This window comes from Nitratireductor pacificus pht-3B (assembly GCF_000300335.1).
GTDB classification, from domain to species: domain Bacteria; phylum Pseudomonadota; class Alphaproteobacteria; order Rhizobiales; family Rhizobiaceae; genus Nitratireductor; species Nitratireductor pacificus.
The window spans coordinates 58,858-80,660 of record NZ_AMRM01000006.1; the positions used below are offsets into that span (position 1 = coordinate 58,858).

At 66.7% G+C, this 21,803-nt stretch carries 17 protein-coding genes; 6 read left to right on the plus strand and 11 right to left on the minus strand.

Annotated elements, in window-relative coordinates:
* The first annotated feature begins 3 nt into the window (after window positions 1-3).
* Genes rnr through NA2_RS06795 form a run of 3 tightly spaced genes read left to right on the plus strand, consistent with a single transcriptional unit; the run spans window position 4 to window position 3,524 of the window.
* Window positions 4-2,319, plus strand: coding sequence for a ribonuclease R (rnr, locus tag NA2_RS06785; RefSeq protein ID WP_008595681.1), 2,316 nt, complete (start codon window positions 4-6; stop codon window positions 2,317-2,319).
* Window positions 2,319-2,753 (plus strand): DUF983 domain-containing protein, encoded by a 435-nt coding sequence (locus NA2_RS06790; RefSeq protein ID WP_008595683.1) that lies wholly within the window; start codon window positions 2,319-2,321, stop codon window positions 2,751-2,753. Before rnr ends, NA2_RS06790 begins: the two co-directional genes overlap by 1 nt.
* Window positions 2,754-2,783: 30 nt before the next feature.
* Window positions 2,784-3,524 carry an NUDIX hydrolase gene (locus tag NA2_RS06795; protein WP_040677022.1) on the plus strand — a complete coding sequence of 247 codons (741 nt, stop codon included), beginning with the start codon at window positions 2,784-2,786 and terminating at the stop codon, window positions 3,522-3,524.
* 38 nt (window positions 3,525-3,562) lie between these two features.
* Here the strand turns inward: NA2_RS06795 and NA2_RS06800 are convergent, their stop codons facing one another.
* From NA2_RS06800 to NA2_RS06850, 11 genes are all read right to left on the minus strand, one after another.
* Window positions 3,563-4,384, minus strand: coding sequence for a sulfite exporter TauE/SafE family protein (locus NA2_RS06800; RefSeq protein WP_008595688.1), 822 nt, complete (start codon window positions 4,382-4,384; stop codon window positions 3,563-3,565).
* 474 nt (window positions 4,385-4,858) lie between these two features.
* On the minus strand, window positions 4,859-5,977 hold the full coding sequence (locus tag NA2_RS06805) for a transporter substrate-binding domain-containing protein (RefSeq protein WP_244423596.1): 1,119 nt from the start codon (window positions 5,975-5,977) through the stop codon (window positions 4,859-4,861).
* Between the two features lie 215 nt (window positions 5,978-6,192).
* Window positions 6,193-7,209, minus strand: a complete 1,017-nt coding sequence (dusA, locus tag NA2_RS06810; RefSeq protein WP_081582626.1) for a tRNA dihydrouridine(20/20a) synthase DusA — start codon at window positions 7,207-7,209, stop codon at window positions 6,193-6,195.
* Between the two features lie 155 nt (window positions 7,210-7,364).
* Entirely contained in the window at window positions 7,365-8,594 is a 1,230-nt protein-coding gene (locus tag NA2_RS06815) for an NAD(P)/FAD-dependent oxidoreductase (protein ID WP_008595695.1), read from the minus strand.
* Window positions 8,595-8,809: 215 nt separating this feature from the next.
* Window positions 8,810-10,462 carry an OFA family MFS transporter gene (locus NA2_RS06820; RefSeq protein WP_008595697.1) on the minus strand — a complete coding sequence of 551 codons (1,653 nt, stop codon included), beginning with the start codon at window positions 10,460-10,462 and terminating at the stop codon, window positions 8,810-8,812.
* Window positions 10,463-10,707: 245 nt separating this feature from the next.
* Entirely contained in the window at window positions 10,708-12,726 is a 2,019-nt protein-coding gene (locus NA2_RS06825) for a sensor histidine kinase (protein WP_008595700.1), read from the minus strand.
* The gene (locus tag NA2_RS06830) at window positions 12,719-14,116 is read right to left on the minus strand and encodes a sigma-54-dependent transcriptional regulator (protein ID WP_040677082.1); all 1,398 of its coding nucleotides are present in this window, start codon (window positions 14,114-14,116) and stop codon (window positions 12,719-12,721) included. Before NA2_RS06830 ends, NA2_RS06825 begins: the two co-directional genes overlap by 8 nt.
* Before the next feature lie 77 nt (window positions 14,117-14,193).
* Complete coding sequence (gene hutU / locus NA2_RS06835) at window positions 14,194-15,861, minus strand: urocanate hydratase (protein ID WP_008595705.1); 1,668 nt, start codon at window positions 15,859-15,861, stop codon at window positions 14,194-14,196.
* Window positions 15,858-17,060, minus strand: a complete 1,203-nt coding sequence (locus NA2_RS06840; RefSeq protein ID WP_008595707.1) for a CaiB/BaiF CoA transferase family protein — start codon at window positions 17,058-17,060, stop codon at window positions 15,858-15,860. Before NA2_RS06840 ends, hutU begins: the two co-directional genes overlap by 4 nt.
* 6 nt (window positions 17,061-17,066) lie before the next feature.
* Complete coding sequence (locus tag NA2_RS06845; RefSeq protein WP_008595709.1) at window positions 17,067-18,050, minus strand: NADPH:quinone oxidoreductase family protein; 984 nt, start codon at window positions 18,048-18,050, stop codon at window positions 17,067-17,069.
* 2 nt (window positions 18,051-18,052) lie between these two features.
* Complete coding sequence (locus NA2_RS06850) at window positions 18,053-18,874, minus strand: IclR family transcriptional regulator (protein WP_008595711.1); 822 nt, start codon at window positions 18,872-18,874, stop codon at window positions 18,053-18,055.
* A gap of 143 nt (window positions 18,875-19,017) precedes the next feature.
* Between NA2_RS06850 and NA2_RS06855 the strand changes: the two genes are divergently transcribed.
* The 3 genes from NA2_RS06855 (at window position 19,018) to NA2_RS06865 (ending at window position 21,788) form a co-directional block, all read left to right on the plus strand.
* Window positions 19,018-19,995 (plus strand): ABC transporter substrate-binding protein, encoded by a 978-nt coding sequence (locus tag NA2_RS06855; RefSeq protein WP_008595713.1) that lies wholly within the window; start codon window positions 19,018-19,020, stop codon window positions 19,993-19,995.
* 96 nt (window positions 19,996-20,091) lie between these two features.
* Window positions 20,092-20,997 (plus strand): ABC transporter permease, encoded by a 906-nt coding sequence (locus NA2_RS06860; protein ID WP_008595715.1) that lies wholly within the window; start codon window positions 20,092-20,094, stop codon window positions 20,995-20,997.
* Complete coding sequence (locus tag NA2_RS06865) at window positions 20,994-21,788, plus strand: ABC transporter ATP-binding protein (protein ID WP_008595716.1); 795 nt, start codon at window positions 20,994-20,996, stop codon at window positions 21,786-21,788. Before NA2_RS06860 ends, NA2_RS06865 begins: the two co-directional genes overlap by 4 nt.
* Window positions 21,789-21,803: the final 15 nt, after the last annotated feature.

A 21,803-nucleotide genomic window follows, 5' to 3' on the forward strand; every position in this document is an offset into this window, starting at 1 on the left:
GCCTTGGCGCGCAGGATTCCCGGCAGCAAACCGTCCCGCTCCGCCAAAGCATCCGGCGCGAAATCCGCATCAGAGGCACGCCTGCCGACGCGCGACGAGGTGCTGCGTTTCATCACGGACAATCCGGACCGCACCGCCAAGCGCGACATCGCCAAGGCGTTCGGCCTTAGGGGCGGCGACCGCATCTGGCTGAAGGACCTCCTTCGCGAACTCCAGGATGAGGGGCTTCTCAAGAAAAGCCGCAAGCGGCTTCTGAAGCCGGGCGCGCTGCCGCATGTGGTCGTGCTCGACATCTTCTCGCGCGATGCCGCCGGCGCGCTGATCGCCCGGCCCGCCGAGCGGGATGACCGCGACGAGGGCGATGGCCCCCTGCCCCTGGTCGAGATCCGCACCCAGAAGCACGGCACCGCGGCCGGCATCGGCGACCGCGTTCTGGCGCGCGTCTTCCCGATGGAGAACGAGGCCGGGCCCGCCTATACGGGCCGGATCATGAAGATCTTCGACAAGCGTCGGCAAAGCGTGCTCGGCGTCTTGCGCAAGGCGCAGGACGGCACGTTGCGCATCGAGCCCGTGGAGCGCCGGCAGCGCGAACTGACGCTCGACGCCGATTTCAGCGGCGATGCGCGGGAGGGCGACCTGGTCGAGGTCGAGCCGGTTTCCGCCGGCCGCTTCGGCGCGCCGCGCGGCAGGGTCATTTCCGTCATCGGCTCGCTGTCGAGCGAGAAGGCGGTGTCCATGATCGCCATCCACGCCCACGAGATCCCGCACATCTTCCCGGCACCGGTTCTGCAGGAGGCGGAAGCCGCGCAAGCCGCAACGCTGTCGGGCCGCGAGGACTGGCGCGACTGGCCGCTGATCACCATCGACCCGGCCGACGCCAAGGACCATGACGACGCCGTCATGGCCGAGCCGGACTCCGACGAGAACAATCCCGGCGGCTTCATCGCCACGGTGGCCATCGCCGACGTCGCCCACTATGTCCGCCACGGGATGGCGCTCGACCGGGAGGCGCTCAAGCGCGGCAATTCGGTCTATTTCCCCGACCGTGTCGTGCCGATGCTGCCGGAACGCATCTCCAACGATCTGTGCTCGCTGCGCGAGGGCGAGGCGCGGCCGGCGCTCGCCGTGCGCATGCGCTTCTCCGCGGAAGGCCGCAAGATCGGCCATTCCTTCCACCGCGTGATGATGCGCTCGGCCGCAAAGCTCTCCTACAGTCAGGCGCAGGCGGCCATCGACGGCAGGCCGGACGACAAGACCGAGCCGCTGCTCGACCCGATCCTGCGCCCGCTGTGGGACGCCTATGCGGTGCTGCGGCGTGGACGCCAGTCGCGTCAGCCGCTGGAACTCGACCTGCCGGAGCGCAAGATCCTTCTGAAACCGGATGGGACCGTCGACCGCGTCGTGGTGCCGCCGCGCCTCGACGCGCACAAGCTGATCGAGGAGTTCATGGTGCAGGCCAATGTGGCCGCCGCCGAGACGCTCGAGGCGAAGCGCCAGAAGCTGGTCTACCGGGTTCATGACGCGCCGTCGCTCGCCAAGCAGGAGGCGCTGCGCGAATTCCTGCGCTCCTTCGAGATCTCGCTGGCGCGCGGCGCCCAGCTCAAGCCGGCGCAGTTCAACGCCATCCTCGCCCGCGTCAAGGACACCGAGCACGAGCAGCTCGTCAACGAAGTCGTCCTGCGCTCGCAGAGCCAGGCCGTCTATGCGCCCGACAATCTCGGTCATTTCGGCCTCAATCTGCGCCGCTACGCGCACTTCACCTCGCCGATCCGCCGCTATGCCGACCTGATCGTCCACCGGGCGCTGATCGGCGCGCTGGGTTTCGGCAAGGACGGGCTGACCCCGGGCGAGGAAGAGCAGCTGGAGGAAGTGGCCGCGCTGATCTCGGCGACGGAACGGCGCGCCATGGCCGCCGAGCGCGACACGGTCGACCGGCTGGTGGCCGAGCATCTCTCCGGCCGCATCGGCGAGGAGTTCGAGGCGCGCATTTCCGGCGTCGCCAAGGCGGGTCTTTTTGTCCAATTGCCAGATTACGGCGCCGATGGCTTTATCCCGGTCTCCACAGTCGGAGAAGAGTACTATATCTATGACGAGGCGCGGCACGCGCTTGTCGGCGATCAGAGCGGCAAGGGATTTCAGCTCGGCGACAGCGTTTCGGTTCGCCTGGTTGAGGTCGCGCCGCTGGCCGGCGCGATGCGCTTCGAGATGTTGAGCGAACCCGAACGGCTTCCCGGATCGATGAAGTCGTTTCACAAGGCAAAGGGCCAGCGTGGCCGCGGCAAGAGCCGCACGGGCGGCGCGGCGCGCAGGAGACGGTAATGGAACAGCAGGTATTTGGCGGAACGTCCTCGGGCTCGAAGACCGCCCGCCCCGCATTCGAGGCGATGAAGCGCGGCTTCCTCGGGCGCTGCCCCCATTGCGGCAAGGGCAAGCTGTTCCGTGCCTACCTGAAGACGGCGGACAATTGTTCGGAATGCGGCGAAGCGTTCCACCATCATCGTGCCGACGACCTGCCGGCCTATCTGGTCGTGGTCGTCGTCGGCCACATCGTCGTCGGCGGCTTCATGGGCATGGAAGCGATGACCGACTGGCCGGCCTGGCTGCATCTCGCCATGTGGGTTCCGATCACGCTGATCATGTGCCTGGCCATGGTCGGGCCGGTCAAGGGCGCCGTCGTCGGGCTGCAATGGGCCTATTACATGCATGGGTTCGGCGGCGAACGCGACACGCTCGAAACCCATCCGGAACTTTAGGCAGACCCGATGACAGACGCGCCCAATCGCATGGACGGCCTCAACCGGGAGCAGATCGACAAGGCGGAATCGAAGGATTTCGCCCTCGGCGGCAAACCGATGCGGCCGCGCGATTCGGCGACTTTGATCCTGCTCGACCGGGTGGATGGCGACGTGCGTGTCCTGATGGGCCGCAGGCACCGCAACCACGCCTTCATGCCGGGCCGTTTCGTCTTTCCGGGCGGGCGCACCGACCCCGCCGACAGCCGCATCCCGGTGGCCGACGGCCTGCATCCAGACGAGGAGCGCAAGCTGATCGGGTCCGGCGCGCGCGCCAGCGCCGCCCGTGCCCGTGCGGTGGCCCTTTCGGCCATTCGCGAAACCTATGAGGAAGCGGGCCTGCTGATCGGCGAGAAAGGCCCCTTCTCGACCAATGCGAAGGACTGGCAGGGTTTTGCCGAGCATGGCGTAAAACCCTCGCTCTCGTGCCTGCGCTTCGTGGCGCGCGCCATCACGCCACCCGGCCGCGTGCGCCGTTTCGACGCGCGGTTCCTGGCCGCCTGGCGCGACAACGTCGCCGTCGAGCTGCCCGATGGCGGACCCACAAACGAGCTGGAAGAACTGGTCTGGCTGCCGATCCGCGAAGCGATGGAAGCGGAGATCCCGCTGATCACCTGCACCGTTCTGCAGGATCTGGAACAGCGCCTGAAAGCCGACCCGGAGCTTTCGCCGGGCGGCGATGTGCCGTTCTACGCGATGCGCGGCAAGACCTTCCGGCGGCAGATTCTCTGAGAACGTTGAACGAGGCCGGCACGATCCTCGCTACGGCTTCAGAGCAGGGTCCAGACGAAGCGCGCGGCCACCATCAGCATGAAAACGCCGAACGCCTTCTCCAGCGTGCGCTTGTCGAGCGCATGGGCGATTCGCACGCCGAACGGCGCCACCAGCAGGGTGATCGGGATCATCAGGATCACGGCGATCCAGTTGACATAGCCCGTCGAGGCAACGGGCAGGCCCGGCGCGCCCCAGCCGGCCCAGACATAGCCGATCAGGCCCGGTATGGAGATCAGCACGCCGACGCCGGACGAGGTCGCCACCGCCTGGTGGATGGGGCGTCCGAAAAGGGTCATGAAGGTGTTGTTCATCACGCCACCGCCGACGCCCATCAGCGCAGACAGGAAGCCGATCGCAGCGCCGACCAGCGAACGGACCGGATTTCCTGGGATCGTGTCGCCCAACCGCCAGTGCTCGCGCCCGAAGACCAGCCGCAGGGCCACCAGCGTGGCGATGCCTGCAAAAATCGCCCTGAGGCCGCCGCTCGACACATGCGCCGCGACCAGGGAGGCCAGCACGACGCCTGCCGGCACCGCCACCACGAAGCTCCGGAGAAGTGCGATGTCGACGGCGCCGCGCTCGTAATGGGCGCGGAAGGAGCGCAGCGAGGTCGGCACGATGATCGCCAGCGAGGAGCCGACGGCCACATGCATGCGCACCGCCTCGTCCACGCCGAGCAGACCCAGCACCGGATAGAAGACCGGCACGAAGATCGCGCCGCCGCCGATGCCGAACAGGCCGGCAAGCAGGCCGGCCACCACGCCGGACGCGGCAAGGCCGACCGCGAAGGCCGCTATCTCGCCCATCGGAATGTCCATCGCGTCCCCCTGCCCCGCTGCCGGGGCGCGCGCCCCGAGATGATGATCTGCTACAGACGATGCGGCGGACGGGAAACAGCCACGGTCATTTGCCGGCTGGTACAGGACCCATGCGTCGATTGCCACGCGCTTTGCTGGTTCTGATCATTCTCTTGCGTTTGAGGCAATCTCGCCAAGCAATCTTCCGCAACGGCTCAAGCCGTCGATACACGCTTCCCGCGGACGGTGGAGTGCGACCTCATATCGGTCATCCAAGCTCAAAGTACCAGGCTGCAAAAGCTGCCATCAGCGGGGAAAGCAAGCTCGTATCGAGATTGTGCCTGAAGCGTTTCCGTCAGGCTTCACTGAAGTCTCATCCGGCTGCCGCGAACTCTGCCAAGCAGGGAGCCAAGTCGGCCGGCGCACCCGGATTTCTGCCCGCTTCACCAATTAAGGGTTCTCTTCCCTGAACAATGGATTTCACGACCCTCAACGTCACGGACTGTCACCAAAGTAACGTGTTCTGAACTCCTCGATTACCCCGCTTTCGTGAGCGCCGATCAGTTCGACAGAGAGCTGCCGCGTCAGTTCGCTCTGGCGCGGCAGGGCGAAGGCGTACTTGTCTGGAGCAAAGATCGGTCCGACTACGATGAGGGGATGCTGAGGCGTGGTGTGGGCATAATATTCGAGGACGGGTGCATCGCCTATGATCGCGTCAATCCGGCCATCGATCAGGGCTTCGGCGGCCTCGGCGATATGATCGAAACGGCGAATATTGAATCCGGCCTGTCGTGCGTAATCTTCCGATACGCTGCCGGGCTGAACCCCGATCACGCGGCCCGGCAGATCGGCAACGCTGTTGATCTGGTTGGTCAGTGAGAGGGTCGTCATCACGCTGGTCACCGAAGAGGTCACATAGGCCAGAACCGCAATGCCGCATACCAGCCATAACCCCTGCCAGAAGCGCCCCATCCAGCCGAACAGATTCTTGCGTGCCGGCGGCTTCCCGGAGGTGGCGACCGACATGACCGTGTAAAAGCCTTCAGCCAGCCCATCGCGCCAGCGGCGCGGGAAATCCTTGTCAAACCGTCGATCGAACAGCGTGACCAGGACGGTCGCCATGATGATGACGATGCCGATCCAGGCATAGGCGCGGAGATGGCCGGATTCGTTCAACCCGGCGATCAGCTTGGAGACACCCCCACCGGCGTTTTCACGCACCATGATGCGCTGGCCCGCATCGAACCAGGGATGGGTGAAATCGATGCGCTCCGCGCGCTCGCGGATGACGGTCATGTTGGTGACCGCCACATCGATTTCACCCGATGCCGCGGCACCGACAAGTTCGCCTATGTTGCTGAACTCGACAAAATCGCTTTCGAGCCCGAGCTGCGCAGCGAGCCACTGCCACAACTCGATCGCCATGCCGGAAAACTCTCCTTCACTCTTTGTGACAAAGGGTGGATGGACATAGACACCGACCGCCAGGGGCTGCACGGTGGGCGCGGTGACCGATTGGCCCTCGTCCTGAGCGATGGCTGAAGCGGTGCTCGCTCCTATTGCGAAAACGGAAACGAGAGCGGACAGTACGAAGCGAAGGAGAGTGCTAGGCATAAAGCAGAGGTCCAGTAAGGCGAAACAGATAGCACGCATACTGGACCGCCCGCGTGTCACTCTTCAAGTTGAGACACCGCTTTTGACGTCGTACCGGGCGCGCGCCGCCGTCGAGGACTTGATCAGCTTCTGCTCGGTGAGCGCCAAAACCTGACCGCCCGCCTCCAACGCCAACCGGGTCACTCAATCAGTCCAAGAATCCAGCGTTACGCGCCCTACGCCGCGTCCCGCTCCGCGGCCAGATCGACCGCGGCGAAGGCCTTCATCAGAATCTCGGGGCCGGCATTCTGGGCGGTTGCCTCGCTCGACAGGATCTGCCGGTAGCGCCGCGCACCGGCGAAGCCGTGAAACAGGCCGATCATGTGCCTTGTGACGTGGGAGAGCCGTCCGCCAGCCGCGATGTGGCGGCCGGCATAGGCGGCCATCGTGTCGATCAGCGCCCCGAAATCGACGGGCGTTGGCGCCCCTTCGCCATCCAGCATCCCGTCCACGCCCGCCAGGAGCGCCGGGTTCTGGTAGGCGGCGCGGCCGAGCATCACCGCATCGACACGCGCCAGATGGGCTTCCGCTTCCGCAAGAGAGCCGATCCCGCCATTGAGGCCGATGAAGCGCTCCGGGTTGGCTGCCTTCAGCCGATAGACGCGGTCGTAGTCCAGCGGCGGGATATCGCGGTTCTCCTTCGGGCTCAGCCCCTCGAGCCAAGCCTTGCGGGCATGGACCCATAGCGCGTCCGCGCCGGCGCGCCACACCGCCTCGGCAAGCGCGTCGAGCGCCTCCTGCGTGTCCTGGTCGTCCACGCCCAGCCGGCACTTGACGGTCACCGGCACGGCGACGCGGGCCTTCATGGCGGCGACGCAGGCGCCGACCAGCGCCGGCGTCTTCATCAGGCAGGCCCCGAACGCCCCCGACTGGACGCGGTCGGAGGGACAGCCGACATTGAGGTTGATCTCGTCATAGCCTTCGGCCACCCCGATGGCCGCCGCTTCGGCGAGTTTTCCGGGATCCGAACCGCCGAGTTGCAGCGCAACCCGATGCTCCAGCGGATCAAAGCCGAGAAGCCGCTCCCGGTCGCCATGGATCACGGCATCGGCAACGATCATCTCCGTGTAGAGCAAGGCCCGGCCGGTCAGTTGCCGGTGGAAGAACCGGCAGTGCCGGTCAGTCCAGTCGATCATGGGCGCCACTGCGAAACGCGGAAAAGATACTCCCGGCGATGTTTCTTTATTTTCCAATGGTTACGACCAATCCATCATGCCGCGTCGATGCCCGGGCGGCGCAAGGAGCCCCTCGGAAAGACACCAGATGCCGCATTATCGCGGGAAGCGTCAAGCCTGCGGCAATGCCGCCGCCCCGTCCGGCCGGAGCGAGAGTCCGGCGCTTCCCCCGGCTATCCGAACGCCGCGAGCGCCGCCTTCAACGCCGCAGGGCCTTCGGCGATCTGCGCGTCGGTCGGCGAGAAACCCGCCGCCAGCATGCGCCGGCCCAGCATGTGCTCGCCCGGCCGATTGACCGTTTCGAGCGCCACCAGCCTCTCGCCGGAAAACAGGAAGACGGCAAACGCGCCGGCGTCCCGGTCGCCCGACACCACTTCGCGGTCGATGTCGAAGCCAAGCCCCGCCATCTGCAGCTTGCGCTCGCCCTGGTCGGACCAGAACCACGCGACCGCGTCGAAATCGGCGTCCTGCCCGAGCATGGCCTTCGCGGCGCACCGCGCCTGGTCGGTGGCATTCTGGACGGATTCGAGCCGCAGCCGGCGCCCCGACGCCCCGTGCGGGAACGAAACGCAGTCGCCGATGGCGAAGATGCCGTCCGCACTGGTGCGGCAGGAGGCGTCCACGCAGATGCCATCCTCGCAGTCGATGCCGGCGGCCTCGGCCAGCCTCGTATCGGGTTCGGCGCCGATCCCGACCAGAACGGCATCGGCGGGAATGGTTTCGCCCGCCTCGGTCACGACGGACGCCGCCCGGCCGTCCGCACCCTCGATGGCGCGCACGGTGGTCCGCGTCAGAAGGCGGATGCCGAGGCTCTCGTGATAGGCCTGCATATGGGACGAAACCTCTGCCGAGACCGCCCGGCCGAGCAGCCTGTCCGCCGCCTCGATCACCGTCACCCGCTTGCCGGCCAGCGCCATCGTCGCGGCCACTTCGAGGCCGATGAACCCGCCGCCGATCACGACGATGTCGCCGGCCGTCGCGGTGCCCGTCCGCAGCGCGCGCGCGTCGGCGCAGTCGCGCAGGTAGAACACGCCATCCAGTGCATTGCCGGGAATGTCCAGCCGGCGCGGGCGGGCGCCGGTTGCGAGCAGGAGCCGCGTCCAGGAGAGCGAACCGCCCCCGTCGAGCGCGACGGTGCGCGCCGCCGGATCGATGCCGGTGGCGGTGACCCCGAGCCGCAGGTCGATCCCCTGCCCCTCGTAGAAGGCCATGGCCTTGAGGATCTGCGGCTCGGCATCCACCGATTTCAGGAAGGCCTTCGAGAGCGGCGGCTTGTGGTAGGGCAGTTCCGGGTCTGCCGAGATCAGCGTCAGCGCGCCCGCATAGCCTTCCTCGCGCAGGCTGGCGGCGGCCTGCACCCCGCCATGTCCCGCACCGATGATGATGATGTGGTCTTCCACCATGCCTGCCGCTGCCTCCCGGGCCAAAACCCCGAGCGCCCGACATAGACACGGCCTGGCACGCGGGCAAGTCCCCGCCGGCAAAGAGCGTCGCCCGGCTCGGAGCAGAAGCTTGTGAGACAACCTTTACGCCTTTGGCCACGCGGGGTTTCATGTGCCGGAAAAAAATGCCCTCCGGCGGGGCTCACGCCGGAGGGCACCGCTGCACAACCCTGTCGCTAGAACAGAGCCGCGGTCTTTTGCAGCGTTATCCAGATGCCCCAAAGGATGGGGATGCCGACCACGGCCCAGGCGGCCAGCGCCTTGCCGTCGAAGCCGCCCTTGCCAATGCCGAACGAGCCGGTCGGGCCGGAATCGGCGGCGGCAGACTTCGCCTGCAGGGCCGCCACTTCCTCGTCCGACATGTACCATTTGTCGGCGAGCGGCTTCACCAGCATGTTGCAGATCAGGCCGAGCACCAGCATGCCGGCCAGGATGTACATGGTGAAGTCATAGACCTGTTCGCGTGGAATGCCGGCGTTGAGCTGCGCCTCGCGGATGTAGTTCACCACCACCGGGCCGATGATGCCGGCGGTCGCCCATGCGGTCAGGAGCCGGCCGTGAATGGCGCCGACGAACTGCGTGCCGAAGATGTCCGCCAGATAGGCGGGGATGGTCGAGAAGCCGCCGCCATACATGGACAGGATGATGCCGAACATCAGCACGAACAGAACCTGGCTGCCCATATGCGCCGCCGTCGGCGCCAGCGCGTAGAGCACGATGCCGATCAGGAAGAAGGCGTAGTAGGTGTTCTTGCGGCCGATCTTGTCGGACAGCGAGGCCCAGAAGAAGCGCCCGCCGATGTTGAACAGCGACAGGAGACCTGCGAAGCCGGCGGCGATCGCCGCGATGGCGGTCTTCTGCGAGGCGTCGAGCTGGCCGAAGGTCAGTTCCGGCAGGCCGATCAGACGGCCGCCGAAAATCTCCTGCAGCATCGGCGAGGCCATGCCGATGACGCCGATGCCGGCCGACACGTTGAGGGTCAGCACGGCCCAGATCAGCCAGAACTGCTTCGTCTTGTGCGCGTCGCGCAGATGCACGTGGCGCGCGGTGATCATCGACTTGGCGCTCTTTGCCGGCGGCGTCCAGCCTTGTGGGCGCCAGCCGGCGGGCGGGATGCGGTAGCCGAAGGCGCCGCCCATCATGAACACGAAGTAGATCGCCGCCATCACCAGGAAGGTCTGCCAGACGCCGACCGAATCGGCCGTCTTGAACATGTTCATCAGCATGTCGGCCAGCGGCGCGCCGATCATCGCGCCACCGCCGAAACCCATGATCGCCATGCCCGTCGCCATGCCGCGCCGGTCGGGGAACCATTTGATCAGCGTCGACACGGGCGAGATGTAGCCGAGGCCGAGCCCGATGCCGCCGATCACGCCGGCGCCCAGCCACATCAGCCACAACTGGTGGAACATCACGCCGAGCGCGGCGACGGCAATGCCGCCGCACCAGCAGACGGCGGCGACGACGCCGGCCTTGCGCGGTCCGGCGGTTTCCAGCCAGCCGCCCCAGATGGCGGCGGCCGAGCCGAGCAGAACGAAGAACAGCGTGTAGATCCAGCCGAGATCCGAGACGCGCCAGTCGCAGGTCGTCGTGAACAAGGCCGAAAGCAGCGTCATGTCGCTGCAAACGACGCGTTCGGTAATGCCGATGGACTGGGTCAGCGGCAGCCAGAAGACGCTGAAGCCATAGGCCATGCCGATGCACAGATGAATGGCCAGCGCCGCCGGCGGCACCAGCCAGCGGTTGAAGCCCGGCTGGGCGATGATCCTCTCGCGGTCCAGTATTCCACCGGCGGGCACGCCGGCCAGAGTGTCGCTTGCTGCGGACATGAAACCCTCCTCCATACCGCCGGAAAAATCCCCTTCGGCGGCTGTCCTGCTGATTGCTGGCTGGGTCGTCCGGATCAGGTCTTGCGGCACCCTCCCGCGCGCCAGTCGCCCGAACCTCCCCGTTCACACCCCAGGTGAAGCAAGGCGCATGCCAGACGGAGGACTCCGTCATTTCAGATACTTATCGGCCAAGAGGTTTCGTCTATGGACATTCTGTCCGGTTCTGACGGACAGAATGTCCGCGCTCAGGCCGCTTCCGGCAGCCAGACGGTGAAGGTGGTGCCCTCGCCCGGCGTACTGGCTGCCGAGATCTTTCCGCCCTGGCGGCTGATCAGCGTCTGGCTGATCGACAGGCCAAGCCCGGTTCCATCCTTGCGCTTGGTCGTGAAGAACGGGTCGAACACCTTGCGCAGAAGCTCGGCGCTCATGCCGACGCCGGTGTCGGCCACCTCGACCACCAGCCCCGGCCGGCCGTCAAGATCGCGGTCGGCGGTCGCCAGCCGGAGCACGCCGCCGTCCGGCATGGCGTGGATCGCGTTGACGATGAGATTGACCAGAACCTGCTGCAGCTCCGTGCGGTTCATCAGTACGAGCCGGGTGGCGGCATCGTCGCGCTCGACGCGGATCTCCGCCTTGTTCAGCAGATGCTGCACCAGCGGCAGGGAATCGGAGACGACGCTCGCCGGCGCGTGCCGCTCGACAAAGCCGGCATATTCCTCCGGCTTGGCGAACTGCAGGAGCTTGGTAACGATCTGGCTGATGCGGTGGATCTGCTCGTCGAGCAGGCGGAACTCGGTCCTCGCCTCGTCGGCGCGCTCGCCCATCACCTGGCGCACCACCTCGAGATTGCCCTGCATGACGGCGATGGGATTGTTGATCTCATGCGCGACGCCGGCGGTGATCTCGCCGATGGCCGCCAGCTTCTCGGACATGATGAGCTGCTTGGTCGTCGCCTCTAGCTGCCGGTTGGCGAGCCGCAATTCGCGGGTGCGTTCCTCGACGCGGGCGTTCAGCTCCTCATTCCAGGCACGCAGCTGCCGGTCGCGCTCCTGCAGCTGCTCCAGCAGATGATCGAGATGCTGCGCCACGCGGCCGATCTCGTCATTGACGCCGGAAATGCCGGTGCGCGCGCCCAGATCGCCGCCCTCCACATCGGAGATCGTGCCGGCCATCCGCTCCAGCGGCTTGAAGATGGAGCGCGCCCAGCGCAGGAAGATGGGCACGCTCAGCGCCGTGATGGCCAGGAAGGCGAGCGCGATGGTGATCAGCGTCGTGTACTTGGCCTCGGTGAAGGGCGTTTCGAGGAAGCCGACATAGAGCATGCCGACGCGCTTGCCAAAGCTGTCGGTGATCGGCTCATAGGCGGAGATGTACCAGTCGTTGACGACGAAGGCGCTGTCGAGCCAGACACGCCCCTCGCCCAGAACCGCCGAGCGGACGATGCTCGAGACCCGCGTGCCGAGCGCGCGCCGGCCCTCGAACAGGCGGACATTGGTGCTGATGCGGACATCGTCGAGGAACAGCGTCGCCGTACCCTGGCTGCCTTCCGGCAGGCTCGCCTCGCGGTAGACCAGATCGTTGATCGTGTCGATGAACACCAGGTTGCGGTTGAGCAGGATGCCACCGACGAGCACGCCCGTGCCGCCGTCGGCAAGCCGCACCGGGCTTGCCGAATGCACCACCATGCCGCGCGTCTCGGCGTCGCGCTCGGTCGGTATCGCGTTGGGCGTCGGCACCAGCTCCAGCTCTGCGCGTTCGACCAGCGCCGGGGCGATCGACGCGAGCTCGCCGGCGGAGAAGATGTCGACGCCGGTCGCGGCTTCGCCCTGCATCGCCTTTGCGATGATCGGCCAGTCGCCGCGCGGCGCCCCGGCGAAAGCGGGCGCGGCGGCCAGCGCTTCGCCATCGGCGCGCAGCAGATAGAGAAAGTCGAGATCGAGCCGCCTGCGGTTTTCTTCGAGCAGCGCCGGCAGCGCGCCCGGCGCGCCATCGACCGTCTCGCGAAAGCGCACGGATTGGCCGAGCGCGGCGATGTGCTCCCCGGTGTTTTCCAGAATGCGCGCGAAATACTGATGCGCGATGGTCAGGTCGCCATTGACCTTGGAGATCAGCGCCGCATCGAACTTGGCGTTCCAGCGATAGACCGCCATGCCGAGCAGCAGCGGCAGGATGACCAGCGTCGGCAGGAGCGCGATGGCCAGCAGCCGGAAGCGGACCGACCCCTCACGCCCGCGCGGCGCGGGTCTCGCCGGCGCGTCAGGCATTCCAGGCCGTGCATTTGCGGTCGATGGTTTTGCGCGAGATGCCGAGCTGGCGGGCAGCGGCGTCGCGATCGCCGCCGAGGCTTTTCAGCACGGCAAGGATATGCCGGCGCTCGACATCGGCCAGGCTCTCTGCGCCAGCCGCGGCAACAGCCACCGGGCCGCCGCCGAAATCATCGGGGAAGCGGCCGAGGATCAGGGAGCGCTCGACGAGGTTGCGCAGTTCGCGCACATTGCCCGGCCAGTCATAGGCTGCGAGTGCTGCGCGCGCGGCAGCTCCGAGCGGTACCGGCGGCATGCCGAGCTGCTGCGACAGCTTGCGCATGAACAGGTCGGCCAGTTCCTGGATATCGCCGTCGCGATCCTTCAAGGGCGGCAGATGGATCTGCATCACATTGATGCGGAAGAAAAGATCGGCGCGGAAACGGCCGGCCTCGACCTGCTTCTCCAGCTCGGCATTGGTGGCGAAGACGAAGCGCAGATCGACCGGGATCTCGCGCTCGGAGCCGACCGGGCGGATGCGCCGGTCCTCCAGCACGCGCAAAAGCTTGCTTTGCGTGGCGAGCGGCAGCTCGCCGATCTCGTCGAGAAACAGCGTGCCGTTCTGTGCATGCAGGAACAGGCCCTCGCGGGCGGCCTCGGCGCCGGTGAAGGCGCCCTTCAGGTGGCCGAACAGTTCCGTCTCGATCATGTCGGGCGGGATCGCCGCGCAGTTCACCGGCACGAAGGGCTTTTCGGCACGGTCCGACAGCGTGTGCAGCGAGCGCGCCGCCACTTCCTTTCCGGTTCCCGAGCGGCCCGTCAGCAGGACGGTGGTCGGCAGCGGTGCGACGCGGGCGAGCGCCTCGCGCACGTCGCTGATCGCTTTCGAGCCGCCGATCAGCTTGTCGCGCAGCAGCACGTGGTCCGATGTGGATTTCAGCTCGTAGCGCAGCACGGTGTTCTCGCGCTGCAGGCGCATCTGGTCGAGGCAGCGCGCCACCGCGTTGAGGAGCTGGTTGGAGCGGAACGGTTTCAGCACGAAATCCACCGCGCCGGCGCGCAGCGCCTGGATCGCCGTTTCCAGATCCGCATAAGCCGTCATCAGGATGGCGGTCGAGAAGAAGCCGATGGCGCGCTGCTCGGCCAGCCAGTCGACGCCGTTCTTGCCCGGCATGATGTTGTCGAGGATGACCACGTCATAGTGGTTCCTGTCGAGCAGGCGGGAGGCCTCCTCCGTGTCGGCGGCCTCGTCGAGCCGCTTGCAGCGCGGCCCGAGCGTGCGCATCAGGAAGTTGCGCATGCCCGGCTCGTCGTCGATGACGAGGATCGACGCCTGCGCCAGCCAGGGGCCGAATTCCGGATCGGCCGCCATGTCGCGCGGCCGTCTTAAAGCTGCCTGTCCGGTCGCCATCGTCTCCCGCATCCTCCCATGCTCGGCGCATGATTAGCCAAGGATGCGGGGAAAGCAAATATCGGCGTCCGCCGTGGTCAGCCCTCCTGCATCGGCAGCCAGAGACCGTTCTCGCGCGCGCAGTCGATGGCGATGTCGTAGCCGGCGTCCGCATGGCGCATGACGCCGGTCGCCGGATCGTTCCACAGCACGCGGCCGATCCGCTCGGCCGCCTTCGCCGTGCCGTCCGCCACCAGCGCGATGCCGGAATGCTGCGAATAGCCCATGCCGACGCCGCCGCCATGGTGGAACGACACCCAGTCGGCGCCGCAGGCCGAATTCAGGAGCGCGTTGAGGATCGGCCAGTCCGACACGGCGTCGGACCCGTCGAGCATGCCCTCGGTCTCGCGGTTGGGGCTGGAGACGGAGCCTGAATCCATATGGTCGCGGCCGATCACCAGCGGCGCGGAAAGCTCGCCGCGCGCCACCATCTCGTTGAAAGCCAGTCCGACGCGGTGGCGGTCGCCCAAACCGATCCAGCAGATTCTGGCCGGAAGACCCTGAAACTTAATGTTCTTCTGCGCCTTGTCGATCCAGTTGTGCAGGAAGGCGTCGTCGGGCAGCAGCTCGCGGATCTTGGCGTCGGTCTTGTAGATGTCCTCGGGGTCGCCCGACAGCGCCACCCAGCGGAACGGCCCCTTGCCGCGGCAGAACAGCGGCCGCACATAGGCCTCGACGAAGCCCGGATAGGAGAACGCCTCCTCGACGCCCTTCTCCTTGGCCATGGCGCGGATGTTGTTGCCGTAGTCGAGCACCACCGATCCCTTGGCCTTGAAGTCGAGGATGGCGCGCACCTGGGCCGCCATGCTCTCCTTCGCCGCCTCGGCGACCGCCTGCGGATCGCGCTCGCGCCGCTCTTCCCATTCGGCGAGCGTCCAGCCCATCGGCAGATAGCCGTTGACCGGGTCGTGCGCCGAGGTCTGGTCGGTGACCATGTCGGGAACGATGCCGCGCGCGGCGATCTCGGCGAAGACTTCCGCGGCGTTGCCGAGCAGGCCGACGGAGACCGGCGTTCCGGTGTTCTTCGCCGTCTCGATCATCGCCAGCGCCTCGTCGAGCGTCGCGGCGGACTTGTCCAGATAACCGGTGCGCTGGCGGAACTCGATGCGCGAGGGCTGGCATTCGACGGCGATCATCGAAGCGCCGGCCATGGTCGCGGCGAGCGGCTGGGCGCCACCCATGCCGCCCAGACCCGCGGTCAGGAACCAGCGGCCGGCCAGCGAGCCGCCGAAATGCGTCCGGCCGATCTCGCCGAAGGTCTCATAGGTGCCCTGCACGATGCCCTGCGAGCCGATATAGAGCCAGGAACCGGCCGTCATCTGGCCGTACATCATCAGCCCCTTGCGGTCGAGTTCGTTGAAATGCTCCCAATTGGCCCATTTCGGCACCAGATTGCCGTTGGCGATGATGACGCGCGGCGCGCCCTTGTGGGTCGGGAACACGCCGACCGGCTTGCCCGACTGCACGAGCAGAGTCTGGTCGTCGCGCAGTTCCTTCAGTACGTCGACGATGCGGTCGAACGACGCCCAGTTGCGCGCCGCCCGGCCGATGCCGCCATAAACGACCAGTTCGCCCGGCCGCTCGGCGACATCGGGATCGAGATTGTTCATCAGGAGCCGCATCGGCGCTTCCGTCGCCCAGGACCTGGCGTTCAGCTCCGGGCCGGTCGGGCTCCTGACGATGCGGATGTTGTCGTGACGGCTCATGCGATGGCTTTCTTGTTGCGCAGGTCTGCGATGCGCCCGGCGTCGAGGCCGAGCAGAGAGGTGAGGACGGCGTCGGTGTCTTCGCCGATCAGCGGCGCGCGCTGCGTTTCGGGCGCCGGCGCACCGTGGAAATGGACGGGCTGGCGCACCAGCGGGATGTCACCCAGAACGGCATTCGTGCCCTGGCTCACCAGGCCGCGCACGGAGGCGTGCGGGCTTGCCACCACATCGCCCAGCGACCAGACCGGGCCGCTCGGCACGCCGGCCTTCTGCAGCGCCTCGACGGCCTCGGCGCGGGTGCGGCCGGCCGCCCACTCGGCGATCGCCGCGCGCAGCTCGCCCTCATGGGCGTTGCGCGCCCGGTTGTCGGTGAAGCGCAGATCGTCGGCGAGTTCCGGCCGGCCGATGGCCGTCACGATGGAGCGGAACGCGCCGTCGGAGAAGCCGACCAGCACGAAATCGCCGTCTGTCGCGGAAAAGCTGTCGACCGGATAGGTCTCAGGGTGGCGGTTGCCGACACGGCGCGCATCAGCGCCCGTGTAGAGCTGGCGGCTCAGGCCGGTCAGCAGCATGGAGAACACCGAATCGAGCATCGCGACGTCCAGATAGCGCCCCTCGCCCGTCCGCTCGCGGTCGAACAGGGCGGCCAGGATGCCCCAGGAGGCGAACATGCCGGTCGCCACATCCGCAAAACTCTCGCCCACCGCCATGGCGCGGCCGTCGCGCTCGCCGGTGATGCTCATCAGGCCGCTCATCGCCTGAATCACCAGGTCGAAGGCCGGCCAGTTGGCGAGTGGCCCGTCCTGGCCGAAGCCGGAGATCGAGGCATAGACCAGATTTGGATTATCGCCGCGCAGCGTCTCGTGGTCGAGGCCGAGCCTTGCAGCGACGCCCGGCCGGAAATTCTCCACCACCACGTCGCAGGTGGCCGCCAGCTCGCGCGCCAGCCGGACCCCATCGGCATCCTTCAGGTTCAGCGCCACGCTCTTCTTGCCGCGGTTGAGCAGCATGAAATAGGTGCTCAGCTCCTCCTTGAAGGGTGCGAAATGCCGACCCTCCTCGCCGAAGCCCGGCATCTCGATCTTGATCACCTCGGCACCCAGATCGGCCAGCATGGCGGTGCAGAACGGCCCGGACATGACCCGCGTCAGATCCAGTATCCGGACGCCTTCGAGAATGTTTTTCCCCTTATTTTCCATACCTTGTCACATATCCTCAATGTTTATCACGACCTTGCCGCTGGTGCGCCTCGCCCCCAGGTCCGCCAGCGCCTGCGGCAGGCTTTCGAGCCCCTCGCGCCGGTCGATCACGGGGCGGATCGCGCCGCTGGCGAGATCGTCGCTCATGCGTTGCGTGACGCGGGCCAACATCTCGGCGTCGGTCTCGTGGTTCCAGTAGACGCCGATCGCCGAGGCGCGCTTCAACAGGAGCCTGTTGGCCGGGATCTGCGGAATGGTTCCGGACGCGAAGCCGACGATCAGAAGCCGTCCGCCCTCGGCGAGCGCGCGCAGGCTTTCGAGCGTGGCGTCGCCGCCGACCGGATCGACCACCACGTCGACGCTGCGCCCTTCAGTGAGCACCTTGCAGGTTTTCGACCAGCCGGGTTCACCCGGGTCAATGGCGCCGAACGCGCCGTTCGCCACGGCAAGGGCGCGCTTGGCTTCGCTGCCCGCGGCGGCGATCACGCGCGCGCCACGGGCAGCGGCGATCTGCACGGCGGCGAGCCCCACCCCGCCGGCAGCCGCATGGACGAGGACCGTTTCGCCGGCCCGTGTATCCGTGCTTTCCGTCAGCGCCACATAAGCGGTCGTGTAGACCACCGGCAGGGCGGCGCCTTCGGCAAATGAAACGTTGGATGGCATCGGGATCGCCATCGTGTCGCGCATGATGGCGTGGGTCGCGAAACCGCCCCAGTCCACCTTGCCGGTGACGCGGTCGCCGGGCTTGTGGCGCGTGCCGGCCCCGGCTGCGCGGACGATGCCGGCGACTTCCTGCCCGGGCGTGAAGGGCCGCGGCGGCTTCACCTGATACTTGTCGTCGATCATCAAGAGATCGGAAAAGTTGAGCGCCGCGGCGGCGACCGCGACGCACAACTCGCCCGGTCCCGGCTCCGGCGGCGCAAAACCCTCGATCGCCAGATTGCCGAGGCCCTGCTGCCCCGAAACCCATTTCCTTGCCCCTGCCGTCACGTCTACGCTCCCGTTTGCTCTGGTTTCGGAACATCGCCGGCGAGCCTGGCGCTGACGGCGGCGGCCGCTTCGGCCACCGCGCGGCCGAGTTCCTCCATGCTCGCCTCGGACATGCGCTGGAGCGGCGCCGCGACAGCCAGACTGCCGAGCGGCCGCCCGTCCGGGCCGAGGATCGCGGCACCGACGCCCGCGACGCCCGGATAGGTTTCCTCGAAGGAGACTGCGAAACCGCGTTGGCGCGTGCGCTCGATGTCGGCGCGCAGATGGTCGGGCTTCGTTGTCCATTCGGGGTTGATCGGTGGCATCGGACCGGCGAGCACCCGCTCGATGACGGCTTCCGGCAGATGCGCCAGCACCGGCTTGGTCGAGGCTCCGGCATAGAGCGGGAAAGTCGCGCCGACGGTCTCGTAGACACGCAGCACGCCGTGCTGGCTCGGTATCTGGGCGAGGCAGACGACATGCAGCGCCGCGGGGTTGAAACCGGTCAGCATGACCGTCTCGCGCGTCCTGCGCGCCAGATCCTCGAGCACGTCCTCGGCGAAGGCGGCGAGATCCAGCTGCGCCTGAGCGCGGCGACCGAGCTCGATGGCACTGAAGCCCAGCGTGTAGCGCCCGCTGCGTTCATGAAAGCTCAGATAGCCACGGGCGCACAGATAGCGCACCAGCCGGCTGACGGTCGAGCGCGGCAGGTCGGCGGCGCGGCCGATCTCCACCTGCGTCCAGCTGGACTGTTCGGGAGAGAACAGCTCGAGGATCTGGAATGCCTTGTGCAGCAGTCCGACTCCGCGAATGTTGTGCTCTGGCTCGCTCTTGACAATTCCCAACTTGATGCTCTCATAATGTGAAACAGAAGTCCTACAATATAGGATCAACTATCCGGCCTGCGGTCGTCTTCGTCAAGATCGTTTTCCCGCAAGAGGAAGAAGCCTGACGCAGAAGCCCGCCAACCACTCAAGAGGGAACTGCAATGAAGATGATTTCTCGCACCGCGCTCGCACTGCTCGCGACCGCCGCCCTTTCCGGCAGCGTCTTAGCCCAGGACATGAAGAAGGTGGCGATCTCCACCATCGTCGAGGTGCCCGCCCTGGTCGAGACCAAGGAAGGCGTGCTCAAGGGCCTTGCCGACAAGGGTTTCGTCGAGGGCAAGAACCTCGAGATCGACTACCAGAACGCCAATGGCAACATGCCGACCCAGCAGCAGATCGCCAAGAAATTCGTCGGCGACAATCCGGACGTGATCGTCCCCATCACCACGCCGACCTCGCAGGCGATGATCGCCACGACGGACACGATCCCGGTCGTCTTCACCACGGTCACCGATCCGCTCAAGGCCAAGCTGATCCCGCAATACGAGAAGCCCGGCGGCAATGTCACCGGCGTGTCCGACGCGGCACCGATCAAGCAGCAGCTCGAACTCATGCGCGAGCTTGTTCCGGACCTGAAGACCATCGGCTTCGTCTACAATCCCGGCCTCGACAATGCGATCGCCACGCTGGAAGAGCTGAAGAAGCAGGCCGAGCCGCTCGGCATCTCCGTGGTGGAATCCGCCTCGCCGACCACCAATGAGGTGGCGCTCGCCACCAAGAAGCTGATCGGCAAGGTCGAAGCCGTCTACATTCCCAACGACACGACCGTCGTCGCGGCGCTGGAGGCCATCGTGAAGATCGGCGAAGATGTTGATCTGCCGATCTTCGCCGGCGAGACCGGTGCGGTGGCGCGCGGCGTGATCGGCTCCGTCGGCCTCGACTATGTGGAGCTCGGCCGCATCACCGGCCATATTGCGGCCCGCGTCCTCAACGGCGAGAAGGCCGGCGACATCGACGCGGTCATCGCCTACCAGGTGCTGACCGAGTTCAAGGTGGCGATCAACAAGAAGGCCGCCGCCGCCATGGGCGTCGAGCTTCCCGAGGCGGTGCTCGCGCGGGCGACCGAGATCATCGAGTAGAACCGCAGGCGCCGGCCGGCCAGCGGGCCAGCCGGCGCTTTTCGCCGCTCCGGTCCCAGCACCGGCGCGCCGTCTCCCCTTGCGAGCAGAGCGTCCATGTCCCTTTATGAAATCCTCGGCACACTCGAGACCGGCTTCGTCTTCGGCCTCGTGGCTCTCGGTGCCTATCTCACCTTCCGCATCCTCGATTTCCCAGACCTCACCGTCGAGGGCAGCTTTCCGCTCGGCGCGGCCGTCTGCGCGGCGCTGATCGTGACGCTGGGCTGGAACCCCTGGCTCGCGACCGCCGCCGGCGGGGTGGCCGGCTTCGCCGCCGGCTGGGCGACCGCCTATCTCAACGTGCGCTTCAGGATCCTGCACATCCTGGCGGGCATCCTGCTCGCCATCTCGCTGTATTCGATCAACCTGCGCATCATGAGCGGTCCGAACAAGCCGCTGCTTGGCGTCGAGACCGTGTTCGATGCCTTCGGCGGCTTCGGGGTCCCCACCTACATCGTCAGCCCGATCTTTCTCGGCGCGGTGACGCTGGTGGTGCTGGCGCTGGTCAACCTGTTCCTGCACACCGGCTGGGGCATGGCGATGCGCGCCGCCGGCGCCAATCCCGCCATGGCCGAGGCCAACGGCATCAATGTGGGACGCATGAAGCTCTACGGCGTCGGCCTCGCCAACGCCATGACGGCGCTCGCCGGCGCGCTCTTCGCGCAGATCTTTGGTGCGGCGGACGCCTATATGGGCATCGGCGTCATCATCGTCGGCCTCGCCTCGGTCATCGTCGGCACCAGCCTGCTGTCCTCGCGCACCATCCTGCAGGCGACGCTCGCCTGCATCGTCGGCGCGGTGCTCTACCGCTTCGCGGTGGCGCTGGCGCTCAATGCCGACTTCCTCGGCCTCAGGGCCTCCGACGTCCAGCTCGTCACGGCGGTTCTCGTCGCGCTCGCGCTGATCGCGCAATATTCGGGCTCCGGCTTCAAGCGCTTCTTCAAGGGGGCCGATAAGAAATGATTGAAATCAAGGACGTACACGTCACCTTCAACAAGGGAACGCCGCTCGAGACGAAGGCGCTGCGCGGCATCAACCTCACGGTCCCGGAAGGCCAGTTCCTGACCGTCATCGGTTCCAACGGCGCCGGCAAATCGACCGCGCTCAACGTTCTGGCCGGCCTTGCGCCGGTCGAGAGCGGCAGCGTGCGGCTCGACGGGCAGGACATCACCAACTGGCCCGTGCACCGGCGCGCGCGCATAATCTCGCGCGTCTTCCAGGATCCCAAGATGGGCACCTGCGAGGACCTGACGATCATGGAGAATTTCGCGCTGGCACATGGACGCACCAAGCCGCGCGGCTTCCGCTTCGCCATCGAGAAGGACATGCGCGAGAAGACGGCCGAGCGGGTGAAGGTGCTGGGCCTCGGGCTGGAGAACCGGCTCGACGACAAGGTCGGCCTGCTCTCCGGCGGCCAGCGGCAGGCGGTCAGCCTGCTGATGGCGGCGACAGGGCCGTCGAGCGTGCTCCTTCTCGACGAGCACACGGCAGCACTCGATCCGAAGACGGCCGATTTCGTCCTCGAGACCACTCGCACCATCGTCGACAGGCTGAAGCTCACCGCCGTGATGGTCACCCATTCCATGGCGCAGGCCCTGTCCACCGGCGAGCGCACCGTCATGTTCCACCGCGGCAAGATCATTTTTGACGCCTCGGGCGAGGAACGCGCCGGCATGGCGGTGGAAGACCTCCTGCATCTGTTCAAGAAGACGCAGGGCGAAGAACTGAGCGACGACAGCCTGCTGCTCGGCTGAGCGGCAGATTTTCTG